Origin of the sequence: Pseudoxanthomonas sp. (genome assembly GCF_051953815.1) — a bacterium.
In the GTDB taxonomy this organism is placed as follows: domain Bacteria; phylum Pseudomonadota; class Gammaproteobacteria; order Xanthomonadales; family Xanthomonadaceae; genus Pseudoxanthomonas_A.
Map to the genome: position 1 here is coordinate 39,711 of NZ_JBQCIJ010000040.1, position 24,201 is coordinate 63,911.

General features: G+C 69.9%; 23 protein-coding genes, 1 other RNA gene, 1 pseudogene and 1 riboswitch. Of the genes and pseudogenes, 20 read left to right on the forward strand and 5 right to left on the reverse strand.

What is annotated here, in order from left to right; translation table 11 throughout:
- Positions 1 to 88 precede the first annotated feature (88 nt).
- The 9 genes from nrdR to thiL all read left to right on the forward strand — a co-directional run bounded on the left by nrdR (position 89) and on the right by thiL (position 7,342).
- Entirely contained in the window at positions 89 to 625 is a 537-nt protein-coding gene (nrdR, locus tag ACTHN1_RS12530) for a transcriptional regulator NrdR (RefSeq protein ID WP_183639066.1), read from the forward strand.
- A 3-nt stretch (positions 626 to 628) separates the two neighbouring features.
- Positions 629 to 1,159, forward strand: a complete 531-nt coding sequence (locus ACTHN1_RS12535) for a GNAT family N-acetyltransferase (RefSeq protein ID WP_440471276.1) — start codon at positions 629 to 631, stop codon at positions 1,157 to 1,159.
- The gene (gene ribD, locus ACTHN1_RS12540; protein WP_440471277.1) at positions 1,156 to 2,262 is read left to right on the forward strand and encodes a bifunctional diaminohydroxyphosphoribosylaminopyrimidine deaminase/5-amino-6-(5-phosphoribosylamino)uracil reductase RibD; all 1,107 of its coding nucleotides are present in this window, start codon (positions 1,156 to 1,158) and stop codon (positions 2,260 to 2,262) included. Before ACTHN1_RS12535 ends, ribD begins: the two co-directional genes overlap by 4 nt.
- A 14-nt stretch (positions 2,263 to 2,276) precedes the next feature.
- Entirely contained in the window at positions 2,277 to 3,041 is a 765-nt protein-coding gene (locus ACTHN1_RS12545) for a class I SAM-dependent methyltransferase (RefSeq protein ID WP_440471278.1), read from the forward strand.
- Positions 3,042 to 3,231: 190 nt separating this feature from the next.
- Positions 3,232 to 3,377, forward strand: a riboswitch (FMN riboswitch).
- A 209-nt stretch (positions 3,378 to 3,586) separates the two neighbouring features.
- A complete protein-coding gene (locus ACTHN1_RS12550; protein ID WP_440471279.1) occupies positions 3,587 to 4,198 on the forward strand; it encodes a riboflavin synthase in 612 nt (203 codons plus the stop codon).
- On the forward strand, positions 4,195 to 5,292 hold the full coding sequence (gene ribB, locus ACTHN1_RS12555) for a 3,4-dihydroxy-2-butanone-4-phosphate synthase (RefSeq protein ID WP_440471280.1): 1,098 nt from the start codon (positions 4,195 to 4,197) through the stop codon (positions 5,290 to 5,292). The genes ACTHN1_RS12550 and ribB overlap by 4 nt, the downstream gene beginning before the upstream one ends.
- A 70-nt stretch (positions 5,293 to 5,362) precedes the next feature.
- Positions 5,363 to 5,830: a 6,7-dimethyl-8-ribityllumazine synthase gene (ribH, locus tag ACTHN1_RS12560; RefSeq protein WP_440471281.1), complete on the forward strand. Its 468-nt coding sequence runs from the start codon at positions 5,363 to 5,365 to the stop codon at positions 5,828 to 5,830.
- 22 nt (positions 5,831 to 5,852) lie between these two features.
- Complete coding sequence (nusB, locus tag ACTHN1_RS12565; protein ID WP_440471282.1) at positions 5,853 to 6,314, forward strand: transcription antitermination factor NusB; 462 nt, start codon at positions 5,853 to 5,855, stop codon at positions 6,312 to 6,314.
- An 89-nt stretch (positions 6,315 to 6,403) separates the two neighbouring features.
- On the forward strand, positions 6,404 to 7,342 hold the full coding sequence (gene thiL, locus ACTHN1_RS12570; RefSeq protein WP_440471283.1) for a thiamine-phosphate kinase: 939 nt from the start codon (positions 6,404 to 6,406) through the stop codon (positions 7,340 to 7,342).
- Between the two features lie 66 nt (positions 7,343 to 7,408).
- Here thiL and ACTHN1_RS12575 read toward each other — a convergent pair whose 3' ends face one another.
- The 4 genes and pseudogenes from ACTHN1_RS12575 to ACTHN1_RS12590 all read right to left on the reverse strand — a co-directional run.
- The gene (locus ACTHN1_RS12575; protein WP_440471284.1) at positions 7,409 to 8,245 is read right to left on the reverse strand and encodes a hypothetical protein; all 837 of its coding nucleotides are present in this window, start codon (positions 8,243 to 8,245) and stop codon (positions 7,409 to 7,411) included.
- Entirely contained in the window at positions 8,242 to 9,624 is a 1,383-nt protein-coding gene (locus ACTHN1_RS12580; protein ID WP_440471285.1) for an FAD-binding oxidoreductase, read from the reverse strand. Before ACTHN1_RS12580 ends, ACTHN1_RS12575 begins: the two co-directional genes overlap by 4 nt.
- 34 nt (positions 9,625 to 9,658) lie before the next feature.
- Positions 9,659 to 10,045 (reverse strand): YraN family protein, encoded by a 387-nt coding sequence (locus ACTHN1_RS12585; RefSeq protein ID WP_440471286.1) that lies wholly within the window; start codon positions 10,043 to 10,045, stop codon positions 9,659 to 9,661.
- Positions 10,035 to 11,282, reverse strand: a pseudogene (locus ACTHN1_RS12590) (penicillin-binding protein activator); the annotation flags it as partial. The gene ACTHN1_RS12585 and the pseudogene ACTHN1_RS12590, both read right to left, overlap by 11 nt.
- A 193-nt stretch (positions 11,283 to 11,475) precedes the next feature.
- On the opposite strand from ACTHN1_RS12590, the gene rsmI reads away from it, so the two are divergent.
- Positions 11,476 to 12,300 (forward strand): 16S rRNA (cytidine(1402)-2'-O)-methyltransferase, encoded by an 825-nt coding sequence (rsmI, locus tag ACTHN1_RS12595; RefSeq protein WP_440471287.1) that lies wholly within the window; start codon positions 11,476 to 11,478, stop codon positions 12,298 to 12,300.
- A 68-nt stretch (positions 12,301 to 12,368) separates the two neighbouring features.
- An RNA gene (rnpB, locus tag ACTHN1_RS12600) (RNase P RNA component class A) lies at positions 12,369 to 12,719 on the forward strand.
- A gap of 429 nt (positions 12,720 to 13,148) precedes the next feature.
- On the opposite strand, the gene ACTHN1_RS12605 is transcribed toward rnpB, so the two are convergent.
- Positions 13,149 to 13,919 carry an NRDE family protein gene (locus tag ACTHN1_RS12605; protein WP_440471288.1) on the reverse strand — a complete coding sequence of 257 codons (771 nt, stop codon included), beginning with the start codon at positions 13,917 to 13,919 and terminating at the stop codon, positions 13,149 to 13,151.
- Between the two features lie 316 nt (positions 13,920 to 14,235).
- Between ACTHN1_RS12605 and mraZ the strand changes: the two genes are divergently transcribed.
- From mraZ to murG, 9 genes are read left to right on the forward strand one after another with little or no spacing between them, the layout of a single operon-like run.
- Entirely contained in the window at positions 14,236 to 14,682 is a 447-nt protein-coding gene (mraZ, locus tag ACTHN1_RS12610; RefSeq protein ID WP_440471289.1) for a division/cell wall cluster transcriptional repressor MraZ, read from the forward strand.
- The gene (gene rsmH / locus ACTHN1_RS12615) at positions 14,679 to 15,650 is read left to right on the forward strand and encodes a 16S rRNA (cytosine(1402)-N(4))-methyltransferase RsmH (RefSeq protein WP_440471290.1); all 972 of its coding nucleotides are present in this window, start codon (positions 14,679 to 14,681) and stop codon (positions 15,648 to 15,650) included. The genes mraZ and rsmH overlap by 4 nt, the downstream gene beginning before the upstream one ends.
- Positions 15,647 to 15,910, forward strand: a complete 264-nt coding sequence (gene ftsL / locus ACTHN1_RS12620; protein WP_295379901.1) for a cell division protein FtsL — start codon at positions 15,647 to 15,649, stop codon at positions 15,908 to 15,910. The genes rsmH and ftsL overlap by 4 nt, the downstream gene beginning before the upstream one ends.
- Positions 15,907 to 17,775 carry a peptidoglycan D,D-transpeptidase FtsI family protein gene (locus tag ACTHN1_RS12625; protein ID WP_440471291.1) on the forward strand — a complete coding sequence of 623 codons (1,869 nt, stop codon included), beginning with the start codon at positions 15,907 to 15,909 and terminating at the stop codon, positions 17,773 to 17,775. The genes ftsL and ACTHN1_RS12625 overlap by 4 nt, the downstream gene beginning before the upstream one ends.
- On the forward strand, positions 17,772 to 19,256 hold the full coding sequence (locus ACTHN1_RS12630; protein ID WP_440471292.1) for a UDP-N-acetylmuramoyl-L-alanyl-D-glutamate--2,6-diaminopimelate ligase: 1,485 nt from the start codon (positions 17,772 to 17,774) through the stop codon (positions 19,254 to 19,256). The genes ACTHN1_RS12625 and ACTHN1_RS12630 overlap by 4 nt, the downstream gene beginning before the upstream one ends.
- Positions 19,253 to 20,620, forward strand: a complete 1,368-nt coding sequence (locus ACTHN1_RS12635; protein ID WP_440471293.1) for a UDP-N-acetylmuramoyl-tripeptide--D-alanyl-D-alanine ligase — start codon at positions 19,253 to 19,255, stop codon at positions 20,618 to 20,620. Before ACTHN1_RS12630 ends, ACTHN1_RS12635 begins: the two co-directional genes overlap by 4 nt.
- A complete protein-coding gene (gene mraY / locus ACTHN1_RS12640; protein ID WP_440471294.1) occupies positions 20,610 to 21,695 on the forward strand; it encodes a phospho-N-acetylmuramoyl-pentapeptide-transferase in 1,086 nt (361 codons plus the stop codon). Before ACTHN1_RS12635 ends, mraY begins: the two co-directional genes overlap by 11 nt.
- Positions 21,695 to 23,017 (forward strand): putative lipid II flippase FtsW, encoded by a 1,323-nt coding sequence (gene ftsW / locus ACTHN1_RS12645; RefSeq protein WP_440471295.1) that lies wholly within the window; start codon positions 21,695 to 21,697, stop codon positions 23,015 to 23,017. The genes mraY and ftsW overlap by 1 nt, the downstream gene beginning before the upstream one ends.
- Entirely contained in the window at positions 23,014 to 24,096 is a 1,083-nt protein-coding gene (murG, locus tag ACTHN1_RS12650) for an undecaprenyldiphospho-muramoylpentapeptide beta-N-acetylglucosaminyltransferase (RefSeq protein ID WP_440471296.1), read from the forward strand. Before ftsW ends, murG begins: the two co-directional genes overlap by 4 nt.
- The last annotated feature ends 105 nt before the right edge of the window (positions 24,097 to 24,201 follow it).

Here is a 24,201-nt window from a genome sequence, read left to right on the forward strand (position 1 = left end):
GCGGGCGGCGCCGGCAGTACACTCAGGCGCTCGGACGGGGATTCCCGTCCATGCCCGCCGCGTCCTGCGGCGGAAAGCCCCAGAGCCGATGCACTGCCCCTTCTGCCAGCACACCGATACCCGCGTCATCGATTCACGCGTCTCCGAAGACGGCGCGACGATCCGTCGGCGGCGTGAGTGTGAGGCCTGCGGCGAGCGCTTCAGCACGCTGGAGAACATCGAAATCAAGCTGCCCGCGGTCATCAAGAGCGATGGGCGCCGGGATGCCTTCGACGCGCGCAAGCTGCGCGCCGGTTTCGATCGCGCCCTGCAGAAGCGCCCGGTCTCGGAAGAACAGATCGAGGCGGCGGTGCGCGCGGTGGTGCACAGCATCCGCATGAGCGGCGAGCGCGAAATCCCGTCGCGCCGGATCGGCGAATTCGTGATGAACGAACTGCGCAAGCTCGATCACGTCGGCTACGTGCGCTTCGCCTCGGTCTATCGCAGCTTCGAGGACGTGGCGGATTTCCGCGAGGAAATCGAGAAGCTGGAGCGCGATCTGCCCGCCGGCGCCGGCCAGCTGTCGCTGCTCGGTGGCGAAGTCGTGCCCTTCGACAAGAACCTCGACAAGCACAAGAAGCGCTGAGCCATGCGCATCGACTGGATCGGGCGCCACCCGCAGCACGTGGTCGCGCTGGCGCGCTGGCACCATGCCGAATGGGGTGAGTTGTATGACGACTGGACCCTGCCGGCGGCCACCGCCGAGCTGGAGGACCACACCCGCCGCGACTCCCTGCCCACCACGCTGGTGCTGATGGACGGCGACACCCTGCTGGGTTCGGTCAGCCTGCTGCTGGAAGACGCGCCGGAATTGCAGGAACGCGGCGGCCCATGGCTGGCCAGCCTGTTCGTGTCGCCGGACGCGCGCGGACGCGGCGGCGGCAAGCACCTGGTGGAGGCGGCCGTGGCGCATGCGGCCGCGCACGGCGTGGAGCGACTGCGCCTGTTCACCCTCTGGCACGAAGACTTCTATTCGGGATTGGGCTGGGAGCTGGAGGAACGCGCGCATCTGCACGGCGTGCCGATCAGCATCATGGGCATCGCGCCCGCGCGCCGCATCGCGGCGGAAACGACGCCATCCCTCGCATCCCCCCTCCGACCCACGGGAACCCGGGCATGACCGATACCGCCACCTTCACCGCCACCGATCACGCGCTGATGGCGCAGGCCCTGCGCCTGGCCGAACGTGGCGCCTACACCACGCGCCCCAACCCGATGGTGGGTTGCGTCATCGCCCACGGCGATGAGGTGGTCGGGGAAGGCTGGCACCAGCGCGCCGGGGAGCCGCATGCCGAGGTGTTCGCCCTGCAGGCCGCCGGTGAGCGCGCCAAGGGGGCTACCGCCTACGTCACCCTGGAACCCTGCGCGCATACCGGTCGCACCGGGCCTTGCGCCGATGCGCTGATCGCCGCGGGCGTGAGCCGGGTGGTCGCGGCGATGCGGGACCCGTTCCCGCAGGTCGACGGCGCAGGTTTCGACAGACTGCGCGCCGCCGGCGTCACGGTGCAGTCCGGTCCGCTGGAAGCGCAGGCGCGCCAGCTCAATCGTGGTTTCCTGTCGCGCATCGAGCGGGGCCGGCCGTTCGTGCGGGTCAAGCTGGCGACCAGCCTGGACGGGCGCACCGCGATGGCCAATGGCGATTCCAAGTGGATCAGCGGCGATGCCTCGCGCCTGGACGTGCAGCGCTGGCGCGCGCGGGCGGGGGCGATCCTGACCGGCGCCGGCACGGTGCTGGCCGACGATCCCTCGCTCACCGTGCGGCTGGAGGACGACACGCCGTTCGTGCCGCCGTTGCGGGTGGTGCTGGATCCGGGGCTGGCGACGATCGCGCGCGGCCGGGTCCGCGAAGGCGACGCGCCCACCCTGTACATCCATACCGCCGACGCCAAGCCGCCGCGCGAAATCGCCGCGCAGCGCGCGGTGGCGCCGGCCGACGGCAGCAATTTCGACCTGCGCGCGGTGCTGGAACTGCTGGCCGCGCGCGGCATCAACGAAGTCCAGGTGGAAGCGGGCGCGACCCTGGCGGGGGCGTTCATCGCCGCCGGCCTGGCCGATGAAATCCTGCTCTACGTCGCCCCGGTGCTGCTGGGCGATCAGGCGCGGCCTTTGTTCGCCGGCCTGGGCATCCACAGCATGAGCGAGCGCGCGCGCCTGAAGATTGTCGATGCGCGCGCGATTGGCCAGGATCAGCGCATCCTGCTGCAACCGGCGCCCGCCGCCTGAGCCCGCCCCGACCCATGGCCGCCTTCAAGGATCACTTCTCGGCGCTCGCCGACACCTACGCCAGTTCGCGCCCGACCTATCCGGAGGCGCTGTACGACGCCATCGCGGCGGTGGTTCCGGCCAGCGCGCGGGTGTGGGAGCCCGGATGCGGCAGCGGCCAGGCGACCCGGGGCCTGGGCGGCCGTTTCGCCCACGTCCATGCCACCGATCCGAGCGCCGCGCAGATCGCGCGCCACTGGGCGCAGCGGGAACCCGCCGGCAACGTGACGGTGGCGGTGGAACTGGCCGAGACCCCCTCGCTGGCCGACGCCAGTGTCGAACTGATCGCCGTGGCGCAGGCGCTGCACTGGTTCGATCGCCGCGCCTTCTTCGCCGGCTGCGAGCGCGTGCTGGCGCCCGGCGGCGTGCTGGCGGCGTGGACTTACCAGGACATCGTGTTTTCCGACGATCTGTCCGACGTGGCCGAGGCCGTGCGCGACGACATCGATCCGTACTGGCCGCCGGAGCGCAACGACGTGGATGTCGGCTACACCGGCTACGACTGGCCGTTCGATGCCATGCCCGCGCCGGACGATCTGTGGCTGACCGCCGACTGGACCCTGCCGCAGTTGCTGGGCTATTTCGCCAGCCTGTCGGCGACCGCCTGTTTCCAGGCCGCCACCGGTCGTGACGCCATCGAAATCCATGGCCCCGAACTGGCCGCCGCCTGGGGCGATCCCGCGCGCGTGCGGCGGATGCGCTGGCCGCTGGTGCTGCATCTGCGGCGCAAGCCGGCCTGATCAACAGGCCGATCTGGTCGAGCCGACTTGGTCGAGCCGACTTGATTTGAAGCGGGTGACCGGCCCGCCCTGATCAAGCCGATTTCCCGCGCGAACCGGCCCGGTTCGGGCGCGGCGCGCGACGCAGTGTTCAGCCGGAGCCCGCGGAGCGGGGTGCTACAATGCGCGCGCCGGTTCGCCGGCAAACCAACGACGTCTTCAGGGCGGGGCGAAACTCCCCACCGGCGGTAGGTGCGCAAGCACGAGCCCGCGAGCGCCTCCGGCCACGCCGGAGGGTCAGCAGACCCGGTCCAATGCCGGGGCCGACGGTTACAGTCCGGATGAAAGAAGACGGCAAACGCGGGGCGTCGCGCGAGCGATGGCCTGCGCCTGCCTCATGCCTTGAGGCGTTTTTCGCTTTTCCATTTCCGCGAGAAACGTTTCATGTCCCAGACATCCCCCGTGTCCACGAATGCCGTGCGTCCTTCCGCGCGCCGCGTTCCGGTTTCCGTTTCCATGCCCACCTACGGGCGGGTATCGCCCGCGCGCGGTCCGGAGGTGCGCTGATGTTCACCGGCATCATCGAAGGCCTGGGCGCGCTGGCCGCCACTGAAAACCGCGGTGGCGACGTCCGCCTGACCGTCCGGACCGGCACGCTGCCGTTCGCGCAGGTGCAACTGGGCGAGAGCATCGCGGTCAACGGCGTGTGCCTGACCGTGATCGCGTTCGACGCCGATTCGTTCCAGGCCGACGCCTCCACGGAAACGCTGGCACTGACCACGCTGGGCGGACTGGCGCCGGGTGCGCCGCTCAACCTGGAGCGGGCGATGCGGCCCACCGATCGCCTGGGCGGCCATCTGGTCAGCGGCCATGTCGATGGCCTGGGCCGGGTGCTGGACATCCGCGAGGACGCGCGCGCGCAGCGCTGGCGCTTCTCCGCGCCCGCCGCCCTGCTGCGCTACATCGCCAAGAAGGGCTCGATCTGCGTCGACGGCGTCAGCCTGACCGTCAACGAGGTCGATGACGCCGGCTTCGAGGTCGCGCTGATTCCGCATACGGTTTCGCACACCGCCTTCGCGCAGACGCGCGTGGGTGATGCGGTGAACCTGGAAATCGACCTGGTCGCGCGCTATGTCGAGCGCCTGCTCGGCGCCCGCGACGCGGAGGTGTCGGCATGAGCTTCGCCACCATTCCCGAACTGCTGGAAGAAATCCGCAACGGCCGCATGGTCGTGATCGTCGACGACGAGGATCGCGAGAACGAGGGCGATCTGATCATGGCTGCCGAACTGGTCAAGCCGTCGGACATCAATTTCATGGTCACCCACGCGCGCGGCCTGGTCTGCCTGTCGCTGACCCGCGAACGCTGCCGCCAGCTCGGCCTGCCGCCGATGGTCCAGGACAACACCTCGCCGCACCACACCAATTTCACCGTCAGCATCGAGGCGGCCGAGGGCGTGACCACCGGCATCTCCGCCTACGATCGCGCGCACACCGTGCGCACCGCGGTCCGCCCGGACGCCAAGCCGCGGGATCTGGCGCAGCCGGGCCACATCTTTCCGCTCGCGTCGCAGCCCGGCGGCGTGCTCAATCGCGCCGGCCACACCGAGGCGGCCAGCGATCTCGCGCTGATGGCCGGACTGGAGCCGGCGGGGGTGCTGGTCGAGGTCCTCAACGCGGACGGCAGCATGGCGCGGCGTCCGCAGCTGGAAGCCTTCGCGCGCGAGCATGGCCTGAAGATGGGTTCGATCGAGGATCTGATCCGCTATCGCCTGAGCACCGAGCACACGGTCGAGCGGGTCGACGAGCGCGACATCCAGACCGAGCACGGCCCGTTCCGTCTGTTCACCTACCGCGACCGGCTCAGCCACGGCCTGCACTTCGCCCTGCTGCGCGGAACCGCCGACGCCGGCACGCCCACCCTGGTGCGGGTGCACATGCAGAACCCGCTGGCCGACGCGCTGCACTGGCGTCGCGCCGATTTCGGCCCGGCCATCGGCGATGTGCTCCGCCGCATCGCCGCCGAGGAACGCGGCGCACTGGTGCTGCTGGGCGATGGTGCAAGCCCGGACGCCCTCCTGGATCGCATCCGCGAGTGCCCGGAACCGCCGGCCAGCCGGGCCGGCGCGCTGGCCGAATGGCGCCGCAACGGCGCCGGCAGCCAGATCCTGGCCGATCTGGGCCTGGGCCGCCTGCGCGTGCTGGGCACGCCCCGCCGGCAGGTCGGCCTGGCCGGCTTCGGCCTGGACGTGGTCGAGTACGTCGAGCCCTGACGACCACGGGCCGGCCCCGGCGCCCGGGGCCGGCCCTGTTAAACTTGCCAACCCCCAAGGAACCCTGCCCATGGCCCACTACGAAGGCGATCTGCGCGCCCCCGAAGGCGCCCGTTTCGCGATCATCGCCAGCCGCTGGAATGCCCGCATCACCGACGTGCTGGTGGCCGGCGCCCGCGAGAGCCTGGCCGGCAACGGGGTGGGCGAGGACGCCATCGACGTGATCCGCGTGCCCGGCGCCTGGGAAATCCCGGTCGCCGCCGCGCGCGTGGCCGCCGGCAGCGCGCACGCCGCGATCATCGCGCTGGGCTGCGTCATCCGTGGCGATACGCGCCACTATGAGCATGTCGCCGACCGCTGCGCCGAAGGCCTGATGCGGGTGCAGCTGGATTTTGGCGTGCCGGTGCTCAACGGCGTGCTGGCGGTCGAACGTATCGAGGATGCCGAGGCCCGCGCCGGCGGCAGCCATGGCAACAAGGGCGAAGAGGTCGCGCTGGCGGCCGTCGAGATGGCGCAGCTGCTGGAACAGCTGCCGTAACCACATTCAGGCTGGAGAACCCGTGAGCCGACAGTACCGAAAAGATGGCGTCGATCCCGTGACCCGCGCGCGCGCGCGCCGTCGCGCCCTGCAGGCGCTGTACGCGTGGCAGGTGTCGGGTGGCGAGGTCGGACAGGTGATCGCCCAGTTCGCGCACGAACAGGCGCACGAGATCGCCGATCTCGAATACTTCGAGGATCTGGTGCGCGGGGTGGTGAAGCATCGCGTCCAGCTCGACGAGGCGCTGGCGCCGTACCTGGATCGCACGGTGGAGGAGGTGGATCCCATCGAGCGCGCGGTCCTGCGCATCGCCGCCTACGAACTGCTGCATCGCCTGGATGTGCCGTACCGGGTGGTGCTGAACGAGGCCATCGAAACCGCCAAGCGTTTCGGCGCCGAACATGGCCACACCTATGTCAACGGCGTGCTGGATCATGCCGCGGTGGCATGGCGTCCGGCCGAGACCTCCGCCAAGGCGCGCTGAGTCCGGGCGGCGCGCGGATTGCCGCTTCCGCGGCTGGGAGCGGCCTTGGAAGCGAGCCCGCCGGTCTTGATGGCCCGACGCGAGGTGACATGAACACCGGCGAATTCGATTTGATTGCCCATATCCGCGCGCGGGCCGGCCTGCGCGACGACGTGATACTGGGTATCGGCGACGACGCCGCGCTGCTGCAACCGCCGGCGGGCCGCCAACTGGTCGTCACCGCCGACACGCTCAACGCCGGCGTGCATTTTCCGGAATCCACGACGGCCAGCGACATCGGCTGGAAGTCGCTGGCCGTCAACCTGTCCGACCTGGCGGCGATGGGTGCCGAACCCGCCTGGTGCACGCTGTCCCTGTCGCTGCCCGCCAGCGATCCGGGCTGGCTGGATGGCTTCCTCGACGGCTTCCTCGGGTTGGCGCAGGCGCACGGCATCGCGCTGGTCGGTGGCGACACCACCCGTGGTCCGCTGGCAATCGCGGTCACCGCGATCGGCCTCGTCGCGGCCGGGCGCGCGTTGCGCCGAAAGGGCGCCCGGGTGGGCGATGACGTCTGGGTCAGCGGCACGCTGGGGGATGCGGCGGCGGCGCTGCACGCGTGGCCGGAGCCTGCGCCCGCGTTGCGCGCGCGTCTGGATCGGCCCTCGCCGCGCGTTGAACTTGGCCGCCGCCTCGCGGGCGTCGCGCATGCCGCGCTGGATGTTTCCGATGGCCTGCTCGCCGATCTCGGCCATCTCTGCCGCGTCAGCGGGGTGGGCGCGGAGATCGAACTGGCGCGACTGCCGGTCTCGGATGCGCTGGGCGTTCATCCGCTGTCGGCGCGCATCGCCTGGCAGGCCTGTGGCGGCGATGATTACGAACTGTGCTTCACCGCGTCGCCGGATCATCGGGATGGGCTGGCGATGCTCGCCACCGAACTCGAGCTGCCGCTGACCCGCATCGGCCGCATCGTCGATGGCGACGGCGTGCGCGCGCTGGATGAAACGGGGCAACCTTGGTGTTCCGAGCGGACCGGATACACCCATTTCTAGCACCGCCGCTCCTGCATTTGGGGATGGGATGCAGGCGAAAAAACGGCGATCCTTCCCGCAGTGTGATCAGTGCGCCGGCTGAGCGGCTTCCAGCAGCGGCGGCAGTTCGCCCGCGCCCAAGGTGACCGGCCTGGCCAGTGCGTTGAGCGCCTCATTGCGCTCCAGCGGCAGGTTGTCGCCCATGCGGGCGCCGGGCGGCAACAGCGGAAAATCCAGGCGTAAATTTGCCGCCTTCGCCGGCGCGCCGGTGATTTCCCGATACAGCACCGCCGCCACGATCAGCGACGCGGGCAGGGAAGGATGCAGGCTGTCATCGGTGAACAGCGACTTGGGCTTGCCGCCGGATGCCGCTTCGTAGGCGCGCAGACGGGTGCCGGCCATCACCGGCGTCGCGCCGGTTTCGCGCGCGACCTGGCGCAGGCCGCGATCCAGGTTGTCCTGCCAGGTGGCATCCGGTCCCCAGGTGCCCAGCAGCAGCACGCGCGCGCCGCGCCGCTCGGCAAGCTCGGCGAAGCGGCGATGCGTGCGCAGGCTGTTGCGGCAACCGTCCTGCTCCTTCTGCGCGGGACTGGCGAGGCAGGCGAGCAGGCCGCCGCGTTCCTGCAGGATCACGGCGTCCCAATGTTCCTGTTCCAGCGCTTTCACCGCGGCGCCGCTCTTCCAGTGCTGGGCCAGCTCCGCACCGGGCATCACGTAGGTCCCGGTTTCGATCAACGGGCCCGTGTCCTGCGCGCGCGCCAGGCTGCGCAGCAGGCCAGGCAGGTTGTTGGTGTAGATCAGGCTGTTGCCGATCAGCAGCACCCGCAGAGTGGGGCGCTGGGGCGGCGGGTTGCCGGGAGACTGCGCGGCGGCGTGGGCGATGCCGGCGCCCAACAGCAGGAGCAGCAGCCCCAGGCGCTTCACGGCGGCAGGACCTTGCCCGGATTGAGGATGCCGTCCGGGTCGAGCGCGTGCTTGATCGCGCGCATCGCCGCCAGCGTCGCCGGGGTGAATGCGTGGGGCATGAAATCGCGCTTGGCCACGCCGATGCCGTGTTCGCCCGACAGGGTGCCGCCGAGCGACAGGGTCAGTTCGAACAGGCGCGGCAGCGCGGCGCGTGCCCGCGCGGTCTGGTCGGCGTCCTGCGGGTCGTAGAGGATATTGACGTGCAGGTTGCCGTTGCCGGCGTGGCCGAACACGACGATCGGCAGATCGAACCCGGCGGCCATCTTCTCGACTCCGCCGACCAGATCCGGGATGCGGCTGACCGGCACCACCACGTCCTCGTTGATCTTGCCGGCGGCGATCGTGCGCAGGGCCGGCGACAACGATTTGCGTGCGGACCACAGGCGTTCGCGCGCGGCTTCGTCCGGCGCCTCGTCCAGCGCTATCAGGCCCTCGCCGGCGGCGGCCGCCGCCACCGCTTCCAGCGCATGCGGCAGGGTTTCGTGTTCGCCGTCGACCTCGATCATCAGCAGCGCGCCGGCGTCGGGAATGTCCGCGCCGCCCACCTCGCGCGCCAGCCGGATGCAGGCGCGGTCCATGAATTCCAGCATCGCCGGCGCCACCGGTTGCGCCATCACCCGCGACACCGCGGCGGCGGCCTGGGTGACGTCGCCGTACAGCGCGCGCAGGCTGGCGCGGCGCGGCGGCTTCGGCAGCAGGCGCAGGGTCGCTTCCACGATCAGGCCGAGCGTGCCCTCGCTGCCGATCAGCAGATGGGTGAGGTCGTAGCCGGTCGCGTCCTTGGTGGTGACGCTGCCGCAGGCGATCAGATCGCCGGTGCCGGTGACGGCCTGCAGGCCGAGCACGTTGTCGCGGGTGGCGCCGTACTTCACCGCGTGCGGCCCGCCGGCGTTGCAGGCCAGGTTGCCGCCAATCGTGGCGACGTCGGCGCTGGCGGGATCCGGCGCCCAGAACAGGCCATGCGCCGCGATCGCGGCCTGCAGTTCGCTGTTGAGCACGCCGGCTTCCACCACCGCGTAGCGGTCGCCGGCTTCGATGCGCAGGATCCGGTTCATCCGCTCGAACGAGACCGCCACACCGCCCGCGTAGGGAATCGCCGCGCCGGTGCTGCTGGTGCCGCTGCCGCGGGCGACGATCGGCACCCGGTGTTCCCGGCACAGGCGGACGATGGCCTGGACCTGTTCGCGGGTGCCCGGCAACGCCACCGCATCGGCGAGGGCGTAGCGGCGTGAATTGTCCTCGCCGTAGCGGCGGCGGGCGTCGGCGTCGGTCAGCCAACCGTCGCCGAGCAGTTCGCTCAGCGCGGCATCGAGGGCGGCGGGCAAGGGCGTGGTCACCGCGCCATTCTAAGGGAGGCGGTATCCCCGCGACTCACGCGTCGTCGGCGCGGAACGCGTCCATGATCCAGTTCAACCGGGGCGATTGCGGATCGCCCTGCGCGTCGATGACATCGAAGCGGCAGGGCAGGTCGGCGTAATGCGGATGGGCAGCCAGAAAGCGCAGCGCCGCACCGATCAGGCGGCGGCGCTTGCCGACGTCCACCGAAGCGGCGCCGCCGCCGAAGGCGTCCGAGCGGCGGTGGCGGACCTCGACGAACACCAGCGTGTCCTCGCCGCTCCGCCCGTCCCGCATCACCAGGTCCAGTTCGCCGCCGCGATAGTTCACGTTCGCGGCCACCGGCTGGAGCCCGGCGCGGATCAGGAATCCGCGCGCGGCCTGTTCGACCAACGCCCCCTGGGCGCGGCGATCAACCGCCATCGGCGATGGGAACCACCGCGCCGCTGCGGAAGGTCGACCACGCCGGCGAGCGCAGCACGTTGCCGAAACCGTCCAGGCGCAGCACGCCGGTGGCGCCGCGCAGGCCTTCGTTGGTGTCGTTGGCCAGCTTTTCCAGGTAGGCGGTCAGCAGCCAGGCGTCGTAGCCGAACGCGAACAGGCGCGCGGCGGGTCCGCGCGCGGTCGCTAGGCGTTCGCCGGTCACGCTGGCCGGCGGCAGGCCGGGCACGCCGCGGGTGGTCCAGGCTTCGGTCGGGAACACGATGCCGTCCAGCGCCATGTCGTCCTGCACCTTGCCGGTGCCGGACAGCAGCTGCGACGTCGCCACCCGGCTCTTGCCACCCAGGCCGGCCAGCGCCAGCTGCGGGGCGAGCAGGCGCGCGGTCGCGCCTTTCACCGCCAGGAACACCGCATCCACGTTGGATTGCGCGGCGGACGCCAGCGCGGCGGATAGATCGCCGGGCGTGTCGCCGACGCTGAGGTTGGCCGCGACCTTGCCGCCGCGCTCGCTGAAGCGCTCGGCGAACGCCTGCGCCGCGCGCCGGCCGTTGTCGTCGGCGCCGCCGATCACCAGCACGTTGCGGCGCTCGCGTTCCAGCAGGTATTCGGCGGCCATGATGCCGTCGTCTTCCGGCGTCAGCGAGAAACCGGCCATGCCGTTCGGCGGCGGCACGTTGCCGCGGTTGAGCACCAGCGTGGGCACTTTCAGCGCGGGCTCGTGGAACAGGGCGCTGACCTCGTCGCGGCCCAGCGGACCGATCACGAAGTCGGCGCCGGCGGCGACCGCGCGGCCATAGGCGGCGATCGCGCCACCGGCGGTGCCGCTGGTGTCGAAGAACTGCACTTCCGGGCGGCGCCGGCTTTCGCCGTAGTAGCCCGCCATCAGGCCGTCGCGGACCGGCTGCGCGGCGGTGGCCAGATCGCCGGACAGCGGCAGCAGGACCGCCAGCTTCACCGGCGGACGGTAGCCGTCGCGCTCGGCCGGCGGCCGGTTGCCGAACTGCCACTGGTCGCGATCGAACGGCCGCGGCAGCGCCAGTCCGCGCCGCAGCAGCGCGCGGCCGGCGAACTTGTACAGCGGATCGCCGGCCGGCAGCGCGGCGGCGTCCTTCGAAAGGGTGGCATCGTCCAGCCCGGACAGCAGGCGGTCGATCTCGCGCGCGTTGTCGGCGCGGGCCTGCCCAGTGAGGACGGCATCCTGCCGCGCCAGCTCCGCCGCACGGGCGATGGCGGCGGAGGCCTGGCCCTTCGGCGTGGTCGGACCGCTGACCTGGGTGGTCGCGCAACCGGCGAACAGCACGGCCAGCAGCAGCGGGGCGAGAATCCTTGCGAAGCGCATTTCCATAGGCATCGGCGACGGCGGGGCGGAGGAACCGGCTACGATTCTACCCCTGCCGAAGGATCCCCACTGAATGCCCGCCGGAACCCTGTTCATCGTCGCCACGCCCATCGGCAACCTGGCCGACCTGTCGCCCCGCGCGCTGGAGACCCTGCGCCAGGTCGCCGCCGTCTGCGCCGAGGACACCCGCCGCAGCGGCCAGTTGCTGGCCCATTTCGGCGTCGAGCGGCCCCTGATCGCCCTGCACGAGCACAACGAGGACGCGCTGGCGCAGCGCATCGTCGCGCGCCTGCAGGCGGGAGAGTCGCTGGCGCTGGTCAGTGACGCCGGCACGCCGTTGGTCAGCGATCCCGGCTACCGGGTGGTGCGCGCCGCGCGCGCGGCCGGCATCCCGGTCAGTCCGGTGCCGGGCGCCTGTGCCGCGATCGCCGCGCTAAGCGTGGCGGGTCTGCCCAGCGACCGGTTCGTGTTCGAGGGATTCCTGCCGGCCAAGGCCTCGGCGCGTCGCGATCAGCTCGCCGCGCTGGCGGGCGAATCGCGCACGCTGGTCTTCTACGAGTCGTCTCATCGCATCGCCGAATCCCTGGCCGACATGCGCGCCGCTTTCGGTGATGCGCGCCCGGCGGTGCTCGCGCGCGAACTGACCAAACTGTTCGAGACCGTGCTGGACGGCAACCTGGCCGATCTGCACCGGCGGGTGGAAACCGACGACAACCAGCGCAAGGGAGAGTTCGTGGTGATCGTGCAGGGCGCCGGCGAGGATGCCGATGCCCAGATCGCCGAAGGCCGTCGCGTCTACACGCTGCTCAACGCACACCTGCCGCCCTCGGCGGCCGCCAAGCTGGCGGCGGAGATCACCGGCGCGCCGCGCAAGGCGTTGTACGGGCAGAAGGACTGAAGTTTTCGCGCGCGGCCATCGCCTGGATTCAGCACCGCGCGCGCGCGCCGTGAGACAATGCCCGCGGCGGAGCCGGCCAGACAGTCGCGTCATGCGCAAGCATGCCGAGGAAAGTCCGGGCTCCACAGGGCACGGTGCCAGGTAACGCCTGGGCGGCGCGAGCCGACGGAAAGTGCAACAGAAAGATACCGCCGAACGGCTCTCCGGAGCGCGTGGCAAGGGTGAAATGGTGCGGTAAGAGCGCACCGCGAGTCCGGCAACGGACCGGCACGGCAAACCCCACCGGGAGCAAGACCAAATAGGGAGGCAATGCCGCGGCCCGCGGTGCTTCCGGGTAGGTTGCTTGAGCGTAGCGGTGACGCTGCGCCTAGAGGAATGACTGTCCACGACAGAACCCGGCTTATCGGCCGGCTCCGCCGCTTCTGTTGACGCTTGCGTCAACAGAAGCCCCATGATGCATCCGCATCGCGAGCCTCAGGCTCGTATCTCCTGACTCCCATTCGCGCCGCTGGCGCGAATCCGCCCCCTGACTCAGGGGGGCTTGGGTACAGAATCCGGCGCATCGTCCGGCAATGACTATCCCCGTCCGCCGCCGCGCTGGCGCCTGCGTCAACAGAAGCCCCACGATGCATGTGCATCGCCAGCCTCAGGCTCGTATCTCCGGACCCCCATTCGCGCCGCCGGTGTGAATCCGCCCCTGACTTGGAGCGTTGGCGAAGCGGGGTACCACGCTCCACTTGTCGACTAGATGGGCGCTTCGCCAGGCACATTGATTCGTGGCGGACCCACGCGGTTCGATTCGCCGTTCGTGAATTCCGTAACGAGATGTTTCGCCGTGCGATTCGTCGTTATGGAGCGGGGTGGTTGTCGAGGGTGGTTTCACCGAGCAGGGTGCCGTCGGGGGCGAAGCGGCATTCGCTGATCCAGCCGTGGCCCTGATGGTCGATGGCGATGATCGTGCTGGCGCGGGTGCCGTAGATCGGGTTGCGGATGAAGGCGGCCGATAGCAGGCGCTCGCGTTCCAGGCCCACGCCGGTGTCGGGCAGGTCGCGGTCGGCGGCCAGGTGTTCGTCGGCCAGGCCGCGCCAGAGCATGTCCACGTCATCCCGCCGACTGGACACCCAGTCGGACATCACCTGCATCAACCTGACCGTCTTCGGCCAGGGTTCGTCGAGGTCGCCGTTGGAGAGGCCATGCACGCCGTCAGAGAGCGAAATCCGGCGTGGATGCGGGTAGTTGCTTACGTATTCGCAGACGTTGGCGTCCGCAACCAGGAGATTGAAGGGCGCGTAGGCCGCCGCCCTGGCCTCGACGGTGCCGGCGTATCCCCCCGCCGACGCGTTCCCGCCGAGAAAATCCGCGGCCAGCGCCCCCCGGGATGGCGCCTGCGGCACGACCAGGCGCGGGTCGCGGACATTGGTCACCACGGTCATGCGCCCGGATCTGTCGATACCCGCCCAGGTGCCGCCCGAGCGGAGATCGCGGCCGGCCAGCACTTCCGGCCGGTCGGACCAGGCGGCGAGGGGAGCGGTCGGGCGCTCGTGGGCTTCGTCGCGGTTACCGGCCATGACCAGCCGCCAGCGGGGGTGGGTGTTCCAGGCGACGGCGAGCAGACACATGGCGCCATTCTGGACTGCCGGACTGCATTTCGTCAGTCGTCGCAATCAGCTGTGAGACAGGGATCACGTCGCGCTCACGTCGGTGAATCCTCACCGAATCTCAAAATCTGAGACGAAACAGCAACTTGTGGATAAGGCTTGAACAAGTCTCTGAAGTTCGCTGCAAGCCCTTGATACATCAAGCGATTTTTTGTCGATCTGCCTGTTGACAACCCTGTGCGCGATGCTAATGTGGGCATCCGAGGGAAAACCGGGTTTTTAGTGGGTTTTCGTGGTTCAATTACCGCCTTCGTGCGGACGGGCAAGGGCAGCATTTGTGTTTCAGGGTGAGACCGCCATCACGGTTGACGACAAGGGACGGCTAGCGGTGCCCACCGCTTACCGCGACCTGGTCGCGCGTGAGTGCGGCAACCGGCTGGTCATCACCTACAACCCGTTCGAGGCCGGCAGCCTGTACCTGTACCCCGAACAGGAGTGGCAGCGGGTCCGGGACGAGGTCAGCAAGCTGCCCAGCACCCAGCGTGCGCACCGCAGCCTGCAGCTCAAGCTGATCGGTGCGGCGGCGGTGGTCGAACTGGACGGCAACGGCCGCATCAGCATTCCGGCGAGCCACCGCAGCGCGGTCGGCATCGAGAAGAAAGCGGTGCTGCTGGGCATGGGCGACAAGTTTGAACTGTGGAGCGAGCAGGCACACCACGCGCAGATCCGCCAGACCATCGGCGATGAGGATCTCAGCGCGCACATGCTCGAGTTGCGCTTGTGAGGACTGGTGACGGCACGCGGCAGTCCGCGCAGGCCGGTCACCTTCCAGCGCTGCATTTGCCGGTGTTGTACACGCAGGTCATGGAAGGGCTGCAGGTGAAACGGGATGGGACGTATCTGGACGGCACGTTCGGGCGTGGAGGACACGCGCGCGGTGTGCTGGAACGACTGGGGCCGGGAGGTCGGCTGCTGCTGATGGACAAGGATCCCGAAGCGATCGCGCATGCCGAACGGACGTTCGCGGGCGATGCGCGCGTCGCGATTCGCCGTGGCAGTTTTGCCGGATTGGCGGAATGGGAAGCGACCCTCGACGGACTCGACGGCGTGCTGCTGGATCTGGGCGTCTCCTCGCCGCAGCTGGACGTGGCCGAGCGTGGTTTCAGCTTCGGCAAGGACGGTCCGCTGGACATGCGCATGGATCCCGACTCCGGCGAGAGCGCCGCGCAGTGGCTGGCGCGCGCCGACGAGCGCGAGATCGCCGACGTGCTGTGGACCTATGGCGAGGAACGCATGAGCCGCCGGATCGCGCGCGCGATCGTCGCGCGCCGCGCCGCGCAGCCGTTCGTCCGCACCGCGGATCTGGCCGAGGTCATCGCTTCGGCGATGCCGCGCGGAAAGCAGGACATCCATCCGGCCACCCGCAGCTTCCAGGCCATCCGCATCCACATCAACCGCGAACTGGCCGATCTGGAAGCCGGGCTGGATGCCGCGCTGACGCGCCTTAAGGTGGGGGGGCGGCTGGCCGTCATCAGCTTCCATTCGCTGGAAGACCGCATCGTCAAGCGGTTCATCGCCGCTCACGCCAAGGCGCCGCCGGCCAACCGCCGCCTGCCGGTGCAGGAACATTTCGTGCCGACCCTGCGCGCCATCGGCGACGCCCGCAAGGGCACGGCCGAGGAGATCGCCGGCAATCCGCGCGCCCGCAGCGCGGTGCTGCGCGTGGCCGAGAAACTGGAGGCGGCGGCATGATGCGCTTCCTGGTCGCGGTCCTGCTGCTGGCGAACGTGGCTTCGGCCATCGGCGTCATCTATGCGCGCCACCGCCACCGCCAACTGTTCGTCGAACTGTCGCGGCTGGAACGCTCGCGCGACGAGCTGAACATCGAATTCGGCCGGCTCCAGCTGGAGCAGGCCACCGTGGCCGAGAGCAACCGCATCGACCAGATCGCGCGGGTGCGGCTGGGCATGAAGTTCCCGGAGACCAATGACGTGGTGGTGGTGCGCCCATGAATTCGCGCAGCACGCCGCCGCTGAAGAACCGCAACCGCGCCCGTTTCAACCTGCGCGGGCGGCTGGCGCTGGTCATCGGCGCATTGGGCCTGTGCTCGGTGAGCCTGATCGGCCGTGCCGCCTACGTGCAGCTGATCAACCACGACTTCTACCAGCGCCAGGGCGATTCGCGCTTCCTGCGCGAAATTCCGATCCCGACCTCGCGCGGCATGATCACCGATCGCAACGGCGAGCCGGTGGCGGTGTCCTCGCCGGTGGAATCGGTGTGGGCCAATCCGCGCGAGCTGCTGAAGGCGCCCGATCGCCTGCCGGAACTCGCGCAGGCGCTGGGCGTGCCGGTGGATCACCTGACCAACCGGTTGTCGCAGCGCGCCGACAAGGAATTCGTGTATCTCAAGCGCCGGATCAATCCGGACGAGGCGCACCGGATCCTGGCGCACAAGGTGCCGGGCGTGTTCTCGCAGCGCGAGTTCCGCCGCTTCTATCCGCAGGGCGAAGCGATGGCGCACGTGCTGGGCTTCACCAACATCGACGATCGCGGCCAGGAAGGCCTGGAACTGGCGTTCGACGAATGGCTGCGCGGCAAGGCCGGCGCCAAGAAGGTGATCCGCGACAACCGCGGCCGCATCGTCGAGAACGTCGATCTGGTGCGCTCGGCGCAGCCGGGCAAGGACCTGACCCTCAGCATCGACCGCCGGATCCAGTTCCTGGCCTTCCGCGAGCTGCGCAACGCGCTGATCGAACACCAGGCCAGCAGCGGCTCGATGGTGATCCTGGACGTGGCCACCGGCGAAGTGCTGGCGATGGTCAGCCTGCCGACCTACAACCCGAACGCGATCGGGCAGGTGGGCGCCGAGACCCGGCGCAACCGCGCGGTGACCGACGTGGTCGAGCCGGGCTCGACGATGAAACCGATCACGGTGTCGGCCGCGCTCAAGGCCGGGGCGGTGACCCCGAACACGCTGATCAACACCTCGCCGGGCTACATGTCGCTGGGCCGCTACACGATCCGCGACGTGCCCCGGAACAATGGCGTGCTGACCGTCACCGGCATCATCACCAAGAGCTCGAACATCGGTTCGGTGAAGCTGGCCGAGAAGCTGCCCAACGACTACTTCTATTCGGTGGTGCGCAGCTTCGGCTACGGCAGCGCGCCCGGCAGCGGGTTTCCGGGCGAGGCGGTCGGCATCCTGGCGCCGCCCGCGCGCTGGAACGGTCTGCAGAAGGCGACGATGTCCTACGGCTATGGCCTCTCGGTCACGCCGCTGCAACTCGCGCGGGCCTACGCCGCGCTAGGCAACGGCGGCCGCCTGGTGACGCCGACCTTCGTCAAGGGCGAGCACCACGACGCGCCGCAGGTGCTGGATCCGGCCATCGCCCGGGAAGTCGTCGGCATGATGGAAACCGTCGTCACCCAGGGCGGCGCCAAGCGCGCCGGCGTGCTGGGCTACCGCGTCGCCGGCAAGACCGGTACCGCGCGCATGGCGTCCGGTGGCGGCTACGCGCGCGGACGCTACGCCTCGCTGTTCGCCGGCCTGGTGCCGGCCAGCAACCCGCGCTTCGCCGCGGTGGTGGTGATCAGCGATTCGCAGGAAGGCGGCTACTACGGCGGCCTCGTGGCCGCGCCGGTGTTCCACAACGTCATGGATGGCGCGCTGCGCCTGATGGACGTGCCGCCGGACGACATCGAGACTTGGCTGGCCGTGCAGGCCAAGGCCGAGGGCAAGCTAGCCGGCGGCAAGCCCGCCGCCGCCGCCGCCACCGCCCTGCCGGCGAGCCTGGACGATGCCGCCGACATCACCGACTCGCCCACCTTCGACGCGCCGCCTCCGGTCGCCGCGCAGGGCACGGGAGGCGTGCGATGAGGCGCATGATGGCCCTCGCCGAACTGCTGCCCGACGTGGACGTGCCGCGCGACATCGTCGTGCGCGGCCTGGTCCAGGACAGCCGCGCGATCGAGCCGGGCGATGCCTTCGTGGCGATTGCCGGTTTCGGCGCGCATGGCCTGAACTTCGTCGATCAGGCCCGGCAGAAGGGCGCCAGCGCGATCCTGTACGAACCCCCGGTTCCGGCCGGCATGGAAGTTCCGGGCGATGCCATCGCCGTGCCGGGCCTGCGCGCGCGGATGGGCGCGATGGCCGATCGCTTCCACGCCTTTCCTTCGCGCGACATGAAGGTCGTGGGCGTCACCGGCACCAACGGCAAGACCTCCACGGTGCAACTGTTGGCGCAGGCCTGGCATATCCGCGGCACGCGCTGCGGCAGCGTCGGCACGCTGGGCGCCGGCATGTACGGCGAAGTCGTGCCGACCGGTTTCACCACCCCGCTGGTGCTGCAGATGCACGCACTGCTGGCGCAGCTGCGCGACGCCGGCGCCAAGGCGGTGGCGATGGAGGTCAGTTCGCACGCGCTGGATCAGGGGCGGGTGGACGGTATCCATTTCGATGTCGGCGTGTTCACCAATCTCACCCGCGATCATCTCGACTACCACGGCGACATGGCGACCTACGGCGCCGCCAAGGCGCGCCTGTTCGCATGGCCGGAACTCAAGGCGGCGGTGATCAATCTGGACGACGAGTACGGTCGCGTGCTTTATCCGCACCTGCCACCCGCGGTGCAGGGCGTGGGCGTGAGCTCGCGGGGCCAGGAGGCGGCCACGCTGCGCGCGGAAGCGCTGCGCCTGGACGCTTCCGGCATCGCCTTCGATCTGGCCGCGGCCGGCGAATCGCACCCGGTGCAGTCGCGCCTGCTGGGGCGCTTCAATGTCGACAACCTGCTGGCGGTGGCCGGCGTGCTGTACGCGCTGGGCGAAACGCCGCTGGAAATCTCGCGCACGCTGTCGCGTCTGCAGCCCATCCACGGCCGCATGAACCGGCTGGGCGGCAACGCCGACGAGCAGGGCCGCCGCCTGCCGCTGATCGTGATCGATTACGCCCACACGCCCGACGCGCTGGAACAGGCGCTGGCCAGCCTGCGCGACCACGTCGCCGGCCGCCTGATCTGCGTGTTCGGCTGCGGTGGCGAACGCGACACCGGCAAGCGTCCGCAGATGGCCGCGGTCGCCGAGCGGCTAGCCGACCGCGTATTCGTCACCGACGACAACCCGCGCAACGAGGACGGCGACCGCATCGTCGCCGACATCATGGCCGGCTTCGCGAAGCCCGACGCGATCACCGTGCTGCGCGATCGCCGCCAGGCGATCGAACGCGCGGTCGGCGAAGCGGACGAGGACGACATCGTCCTGATCGCCGGCAAGGGCCATGAGCCGTACCAGGAAATCAATGGCGTGAAGCATCCGTTCGACGACACCGCGGTGGCCCGCCAGGCGCTGGAGGGACGCGCATGAAGCGCCTGCCGCTCTCGCTGCTCGCCCACTGGGCCGGAGGCGAACTCCAGGGCGACGACGCCGTGGTGGACGCGATGACCCAGGACACCCGCGCCCTGCAGCCGGGCAGCCTGTACGTGGCGCTGCGCGGCGAACGCTTCGATGGCCACGACTTCGCCTACGACGCGGCCATGCGTGGGGCCAGCGCCGTGCTGGTCGAACATGCGGTCAAGGTGGATCTGCCGCAGATCGTGGTCGGTGACAGCCAGCTGGCGCTGGCCCGGATCGCCGCCGGCATCCATCAGGATCAGTCGGGCAAAGTCGTCGCCATCACCGGCAGCAACGGCAAGACTTCGGTCAAGACCCTGTTGGTCGCGATCCTGCAGCGCGCTGGCGTGACCTATTTCAATCCGGGCAACCGCAACAACGAAATCGGCCTGCCGCTGGCCGTCATCGATGCGCCGGACGACGCCGATTTCGCGGTCTACGAAATGGGCGCCGGCCAGCCGGGCGACATCGCCTACCTGACCGACATCGTCGCCCCCGATGTGTCGCTGGTGAACAACGTGGCCGCCGCCCATCTGGAGCGGATGGGATCGCTGCTGGGCGTGGCCGAGACCAAGGGCGCGATCTACGACGCGCTGCCCGCGTCCGGCACCGCGGTCATCAACGCCGACGATGCGTTCGCCGAGTATTTCGCCGAGCGGGTCGCCGACCGCCGCATCCTGCGCTTTGGCCTGGAGGCCAGCGCCGACGTGGGCGCGCGCGATATCCGCGCGGACGCGGCGGGTTCGCGTTTCGTGCTGGTCACGCCGCAGGGCGAAGTGCCGGTCGAGCTGCACCTGCCGGGCCGCCACAACGTGCTCAACGCGCTGGCCGCGGCGTCGCTGGCGCTGGCCTGCGACGTCTCGCTGGCGACGATCGCCGAGGGATTGGCCGCCGCCCAGCCGGTGGCGGGCCGCCAGATCGCGCACACGCTGGGCAACGGCGCCGTGTTGATTGACGACAGTTACAACGCCAACCCGGGTTCGCTGGCCGCGGCCATCGACGCGCTCGCCAGCGCGGGCGGCGAAGCGTGGCTGGTGCTGGGCGACATGCGCGAACTCGGCGCCGACGCCGAGGCGCTGCACGCCGACGCCGGCAGCCGCGCCCGCACCGCCGGCATCCGCCGCCTCTACACGCTGGGCCCGCTCAGCCAGCACGCCGCGCAGGCGTTCGGCGACGGCGCCCGCCATTTCGACACACACAAGACCCTGGCCGAAGCGCTGCGCGCCGATCTCCATGCCGGCGTGCGCTGCCTGGTGAAGGGTTCGCGCGGCAGCGCCATGGACAAGATCGTCACGGCGCTGCTGGCCGAAGGGGAGGGGAAACCGCATGCTGCTTGAACTCGCGCGTTGGCTGCAGAGCCTGGAGAATTTCTTCGGGCTGTTCGGCTATCTGACCTTCCGCGGCATCCTGGCCGCGCTGACCGCGCTGTTCCTGTCGCTGTGGTGGGGACCGGCGGTGATCCGCCGCCTGGCCCAGTTCAAGGGCGGCCAGCCGATCCGCCAGGATGGTCCGCAGACGCATTTCTCCAAGGCCGGCACGCCGACCATGGGCGGCGGCCTGATTCTGATGACGGTGCTGGCCGCCGTGCTGCTGTGGGGCGACCTGCGCAACAAGTACGTGTGGGTGGTGGTGCTGGTGATGCTGGCGTTCGGCGCCATCGGCTGGTACGACGACTGGATCAAGATCGTCCGGCGTGATCCCAACGGCCTGAAGTCGCGCTGGAAGTACCTGCTGCAGTCCATCTTCGGCCTGGCCGCCGGCCTGTACCTGTACCTGTACGCCGACGTGCCCGCGGCGACGACCTTCTATGTGCCGTTCTTCAAGTCGATCGCGTTGCCGCTGGCGGGCATCGGCTTCGTCGCCATCGCCTACTTCTGGATCGTCGGTTTCTCCAACGCGGTCAACCTGACCGACGGCCTGGACGGCCTGGCGATCATGCCGACCGTGCTGGTCGCCTGCGCGCTGGGCATCTTCGCCTACGCCTCGGGCAACGCGGTGTTCTCCAACTACCTGCAGATCCCGCAGGTGCCGGGGGCGGGCGAACTGGTGATCATCTGCGCGGCCATCGCCGGCGCCGGCTTGGGCTTCCTCTGGTTCAACACCTATCCCGCGATGGTGTTCATGGGCGATATCGGCGCGCTGGCGCTGGGCGCGGTGCTCGGCACCATCGCGGTGATCGTCCGCCAGGAACTGGTGCTGGTGATCATGGGCGGCATCTTCGTCATCGAGACGCTCTCGGTGATGATCCAGGTCGCCTCGTTCAAGCTCACCGGCAAGCGCGTGTTCCGGATGGCGCCGATCCACCATCACTTCGAACTGAAGGGGTGGCCGGAGCCGCGCGTGATCGTGCGCTTCTGGATCATCTCGGTGGTGCTGGTCCTGGTCGGACTGGCCACGTTGAAGGTGCGCTGATGAACGAGCGCGTGCGCCAGGCAACGCGACTGGAGGCCATCGGTGGCCGCTACGACCCGTGGCTGCTGGGCGCGGCGCTGGCGCTTGCCTCGCTGGGCGTGGTGATGGTGGCATCGAGTTCGATCTCGCAGACCGCCACGCCGTTCTATTACCTGGTCCGCCACCTGATGTTCCTGGCCGGTGGCCTGGGCCTGGCGATCTGGGCGATGCGGACCGAACTGAAGACCGTCGAACACTACAACCAGCTGTTGCTGCTGGGCTGCGTGGGCCTGCTGCTGCTGGTGTTCGTGCCGGGGCTGGGCGTGAGCGTGAAGGGCGCGCATCGCTGGATCAACCTGGGTGTCTCCAATTTCCAGGTGGTCGAAGCGGTCAAGGTCTTCTTCATCGTCTGGCTGGCCAGCTACCTGGTCCGTTTCCGCGACGAGGTCAACGCGACCTGGATCGCGATGCTCAAGCCGCTGGGCGTGGTGGTGGTGCTGGTGGCGCTGCTGCTGATGCAGCCCGACTTCGGTTCGTCCTCGCTGCTGCTGGCGATCACCGCCGGCATGCTGGTGCTGGGCGGCGTCAACATGCCGCGCATGTTCGGCCCGGTCCTGGTCGGCCTGCCGGTGCTGGCGGTGATCGCCATCGCCGAGCCCTATCGCATGCGCCGGCTGACCTCGTTCGCCGATCCGTGGGCGGATCCGTTCGGCTCCGGCTACCAGCTGACCAATGCGCTGATGGCGATCGGTCGCGGCGAATGGGCCGGCATCGGCCTCGGCGGATCGGTGCTCAAGCTCAACTACCTGCCGGAAGTGCATACCGACTTCATCTTCTCGGTGATCGGCGAGGAGCTCGGTTTCGCCGGCATCTGCCTGGTGATCGGCCTGTACGCGCTGCTGGTGGGCCGCGCGTTCTGGGTGGGCCTGCGCTGCGTCGAGATGCGTCGCCATTTCGCCGGCTACTGCGCCTTCGGCATCGCGCTGTGGATTGGCCTGCAGAGTTTCGTTTCGATGGGCGTGAACCTGGGGCTGCTGCCGACCAAGGGCCTGACCCTGCCGCTGATTTCCTCCGGCGGCTCCAGCGTGCTGATGACCTGCGCCGCCATGGGCCTGCTGCTGCGCGTTTCCTATGAACTGGAGCGCGCGCAACGCCAGGTGGCGCTGCGCGGGGAGCTGCAGGCGGGCGGGGATCCGGTCGCCGCATCGGCGGAAGCGCCGGTCGCCGCGCCGATGCCGGCAGCCTCCGCCGCGTCGCCGGCAACGCCGGAGCCGGCGCCAGTGCGCGGCACCAGTCGCCTGCGCCAGCGCATCGAGCCGATCTTCGGCGGGAGGACCGCATGAGCGCGGCCCAGCCCGTGATGATCCTGGCCGGCGGCACCGGCGGCCACATCTTCCCCGCGCTGGCGGTGGCCAAGGTGCTGCGCGCGCGCGGCGTGCCGGTGACCTGGCTGGGTGCCGACGGCGCGATGGAAACCCGCCTGGTGCCGCCCCACGACATCCCGCTGGACACGCTGCCGATCGCGGCCCTGCGTGGCAAGGGCAAGCTGGCGCTGCTGGGTGCGCCGCTGCGGGTCGGTCGCGCGATTGCCGGCGCCATGCGCCTGCTGCGCGCGCGGCGTCCGCGCGCGGTGGTCAGTTTCGGTGGTTTCGCCGCCGGTCCGGGGGGCGTGGCCGCGCGCCTGCTGGGCATGCCGCTGCTGGTGCATGAGCAGAACCGCGCGCCCGGTTTCACCAATCGGGTGCTGGCGCGCTTCGCCCGCCGGGTCCTGAGTGGCTTCCCGGGCAGTTTCGCCACGGGCGAGGAATACGTCGGCAACCCGGTGCGCGAGGAGATCGCCGCGGTGGCGCCGCCGCTGCAGCGCATGGGCGGCCGGCAAGGCCCGCTGCACGTGCTGGTGCTCGGCGGCAGCCAGGGCGCGCGCGCGCTCAACCAGGCGGTGCCGCGCGCGGTGTCGATGCTGGGCGCGGAAGTGGCGGTGGAGATCCGCCACCAGTGCGGCGAAAAGATGCGCGATGAAGCGGTGAAGGCCTATGCCGACGCAGGCGTGTCCGCGAGCGTGGAGGCTTTCATCACCGACATGGCGGCCGCCTACGGCTGGGCCGATCTGGTGGTCTGCCGCGCCGGCGCGTCCACCCTGGCCGAGCTGTGCGCGGTCGGTGTCGGCAGCGTGCTGGTGCCGTTCCCGCAGGCGGTGGACGACCACCAGACCCGCAATGCCGAATTCCTGGTCGAACGCGACGCCGCCGTCCTGCTGAAGCAGGACGACTACCTGGCCGAACGACTGCATGGGGTGCTGAGCGATCTCGCGCAGCATCCGGAAAAAAGAACCGCCATGGCAGAGGCCGCGCGCGGCCTGGCCAGGACCGATGCGGCCGACCGCATCGCCGACATCATTCTGGAGGAAAGCCGTGATTCGTGATTGTGGATTCGGGATTCGCAACAGCGGCGCCGCCGGCGGTGCCCGCGCGTGCGCGCGCATGAACCCCGGATCGCGGATGTCGAGTCGCGGCACCGGAGGTGCCCC

Bases quoted from the DNA above. Each gene is read 5' to 3' on its own strand.
- nrdR (WP_183639066.1), top strand. From the start codon at position 89: ATGCACTGCCCCTTCTGCCAGCACACCGATACCCGCGTCATCGATTCA.
- ACTHN1_RS12535 (WP_440471276.1), top strand. From the start codon at position 629: ATGCGCATCGACTGGATCGGGCGCCACCCGCAGCACGTGGTCGCGCTG.
- ribD (WP_440471277.1), top strand. From the start codon at position 1,156: ATGACCGATACCGCCACCTTCACCGCCACCGATCACGCGCTGATGGCG.
- ACTHN1_RS12545 (WP_440471278.1), top strand. From the start codon at position 2,277: ATGGCCGCCTTCAAGGATCACTTCTCGGCGCTCGCCGACACCTACGCC.
- ACTHN1_RS12550 (WP_440471279.1), top strand. From the start codon at position 3,587: ATGTTCACCGGCATCATCGAAGGCCTGGGCGCGCTGGCCGCCACTGAA.
- ribB (WP_440471280.1), top strand. From the start codon at position 4,195: ATGAGCTTCGCCACCATTCCCGAACTGCTGGAAGAAATCCGCAACGGC.
- ribH (WP_440471281.1), top strand. From the start codon at position 5,363: ATGGCCCACTACGAAGGCGATCTGCGCGCCCCCGAAGGCGCCCGTTTC.
- thiL (WP_440471283.1), top strand. From the start codon at position 6,404: ATGAACACCGGCGAATTCGATTTGATTGCCCATATCCGCGCGCGGGCC.
- ACTHN1_RS12585 (WP_440471286.1), bottom strand. From the start codon at position 10,045: ATGGCGGTTGATCGCCGCGCCCAGGGGGCGTTGGTCGAACAGGCCGCG.
- rsmI (WP_440471287.1), top strand. From the start codon at position 11,476: ATGCCCGCCGGAACCCTGTTCATCGTCGCCACGCCCATCGGCAACCTG.
- ACTHN1_RS12605 (WP_440471288.1), bottom strand. From the start codon at position 13,919: ATGTGTCTGCTCGCCGTCGCCTGGAACACCCACCCCCGCTGGCGGCTG.
- ftsL (WP_295379901.1), top strand. From the start codon at position 15,647: ATGATGCGCTTCCTGGTCGCGGTCCTGCTGCTGGCGAACGTGGCTTCG.
- ACTHN1_RS12625 (WP_440471291.1), top strand. From the start codon at position 15,907: ATGAATTCGCGCAGCACGCCGCCGCTGAAGAACCGCAACCGCGCCCGT.
- ACTHN1_RS12630 (WP_440471292.1), top strand. From the start codon at position 17,772: ATGAGGCGCATGATGGCCCTCGCCGAACTGCTGCCCGACGTGGACGTG.
- ACTHN1_RS12635 (WP_440471293.1), top strand. From the start codon at position 19,253: ATGAAGCGCCTGCCGCTCTCGCTGCTCGCCCACTGGGCCGGAGGCGAA.
- mraY (WP_440471294.1), top strand. From the start codon at position 20,610: ATGCTGCTTGAACTCGCGCGTTGGCTGCAGAGCCTGGAGAATTTCTTC.
- ftsW (WP_440471295.1), top strand. From the start codon at position 21,695: ATGAACGAGCGCGTGCGCCAGGCAACGCGACTGGAGGCCATCGGTGGC.
- murG (WP_440471296.1), top strand. From the start codon at position 23,014: ATGAGCGCGGCCCAGCCCGTGATGATCCTGGCCGGCGGCACCGGCGGC.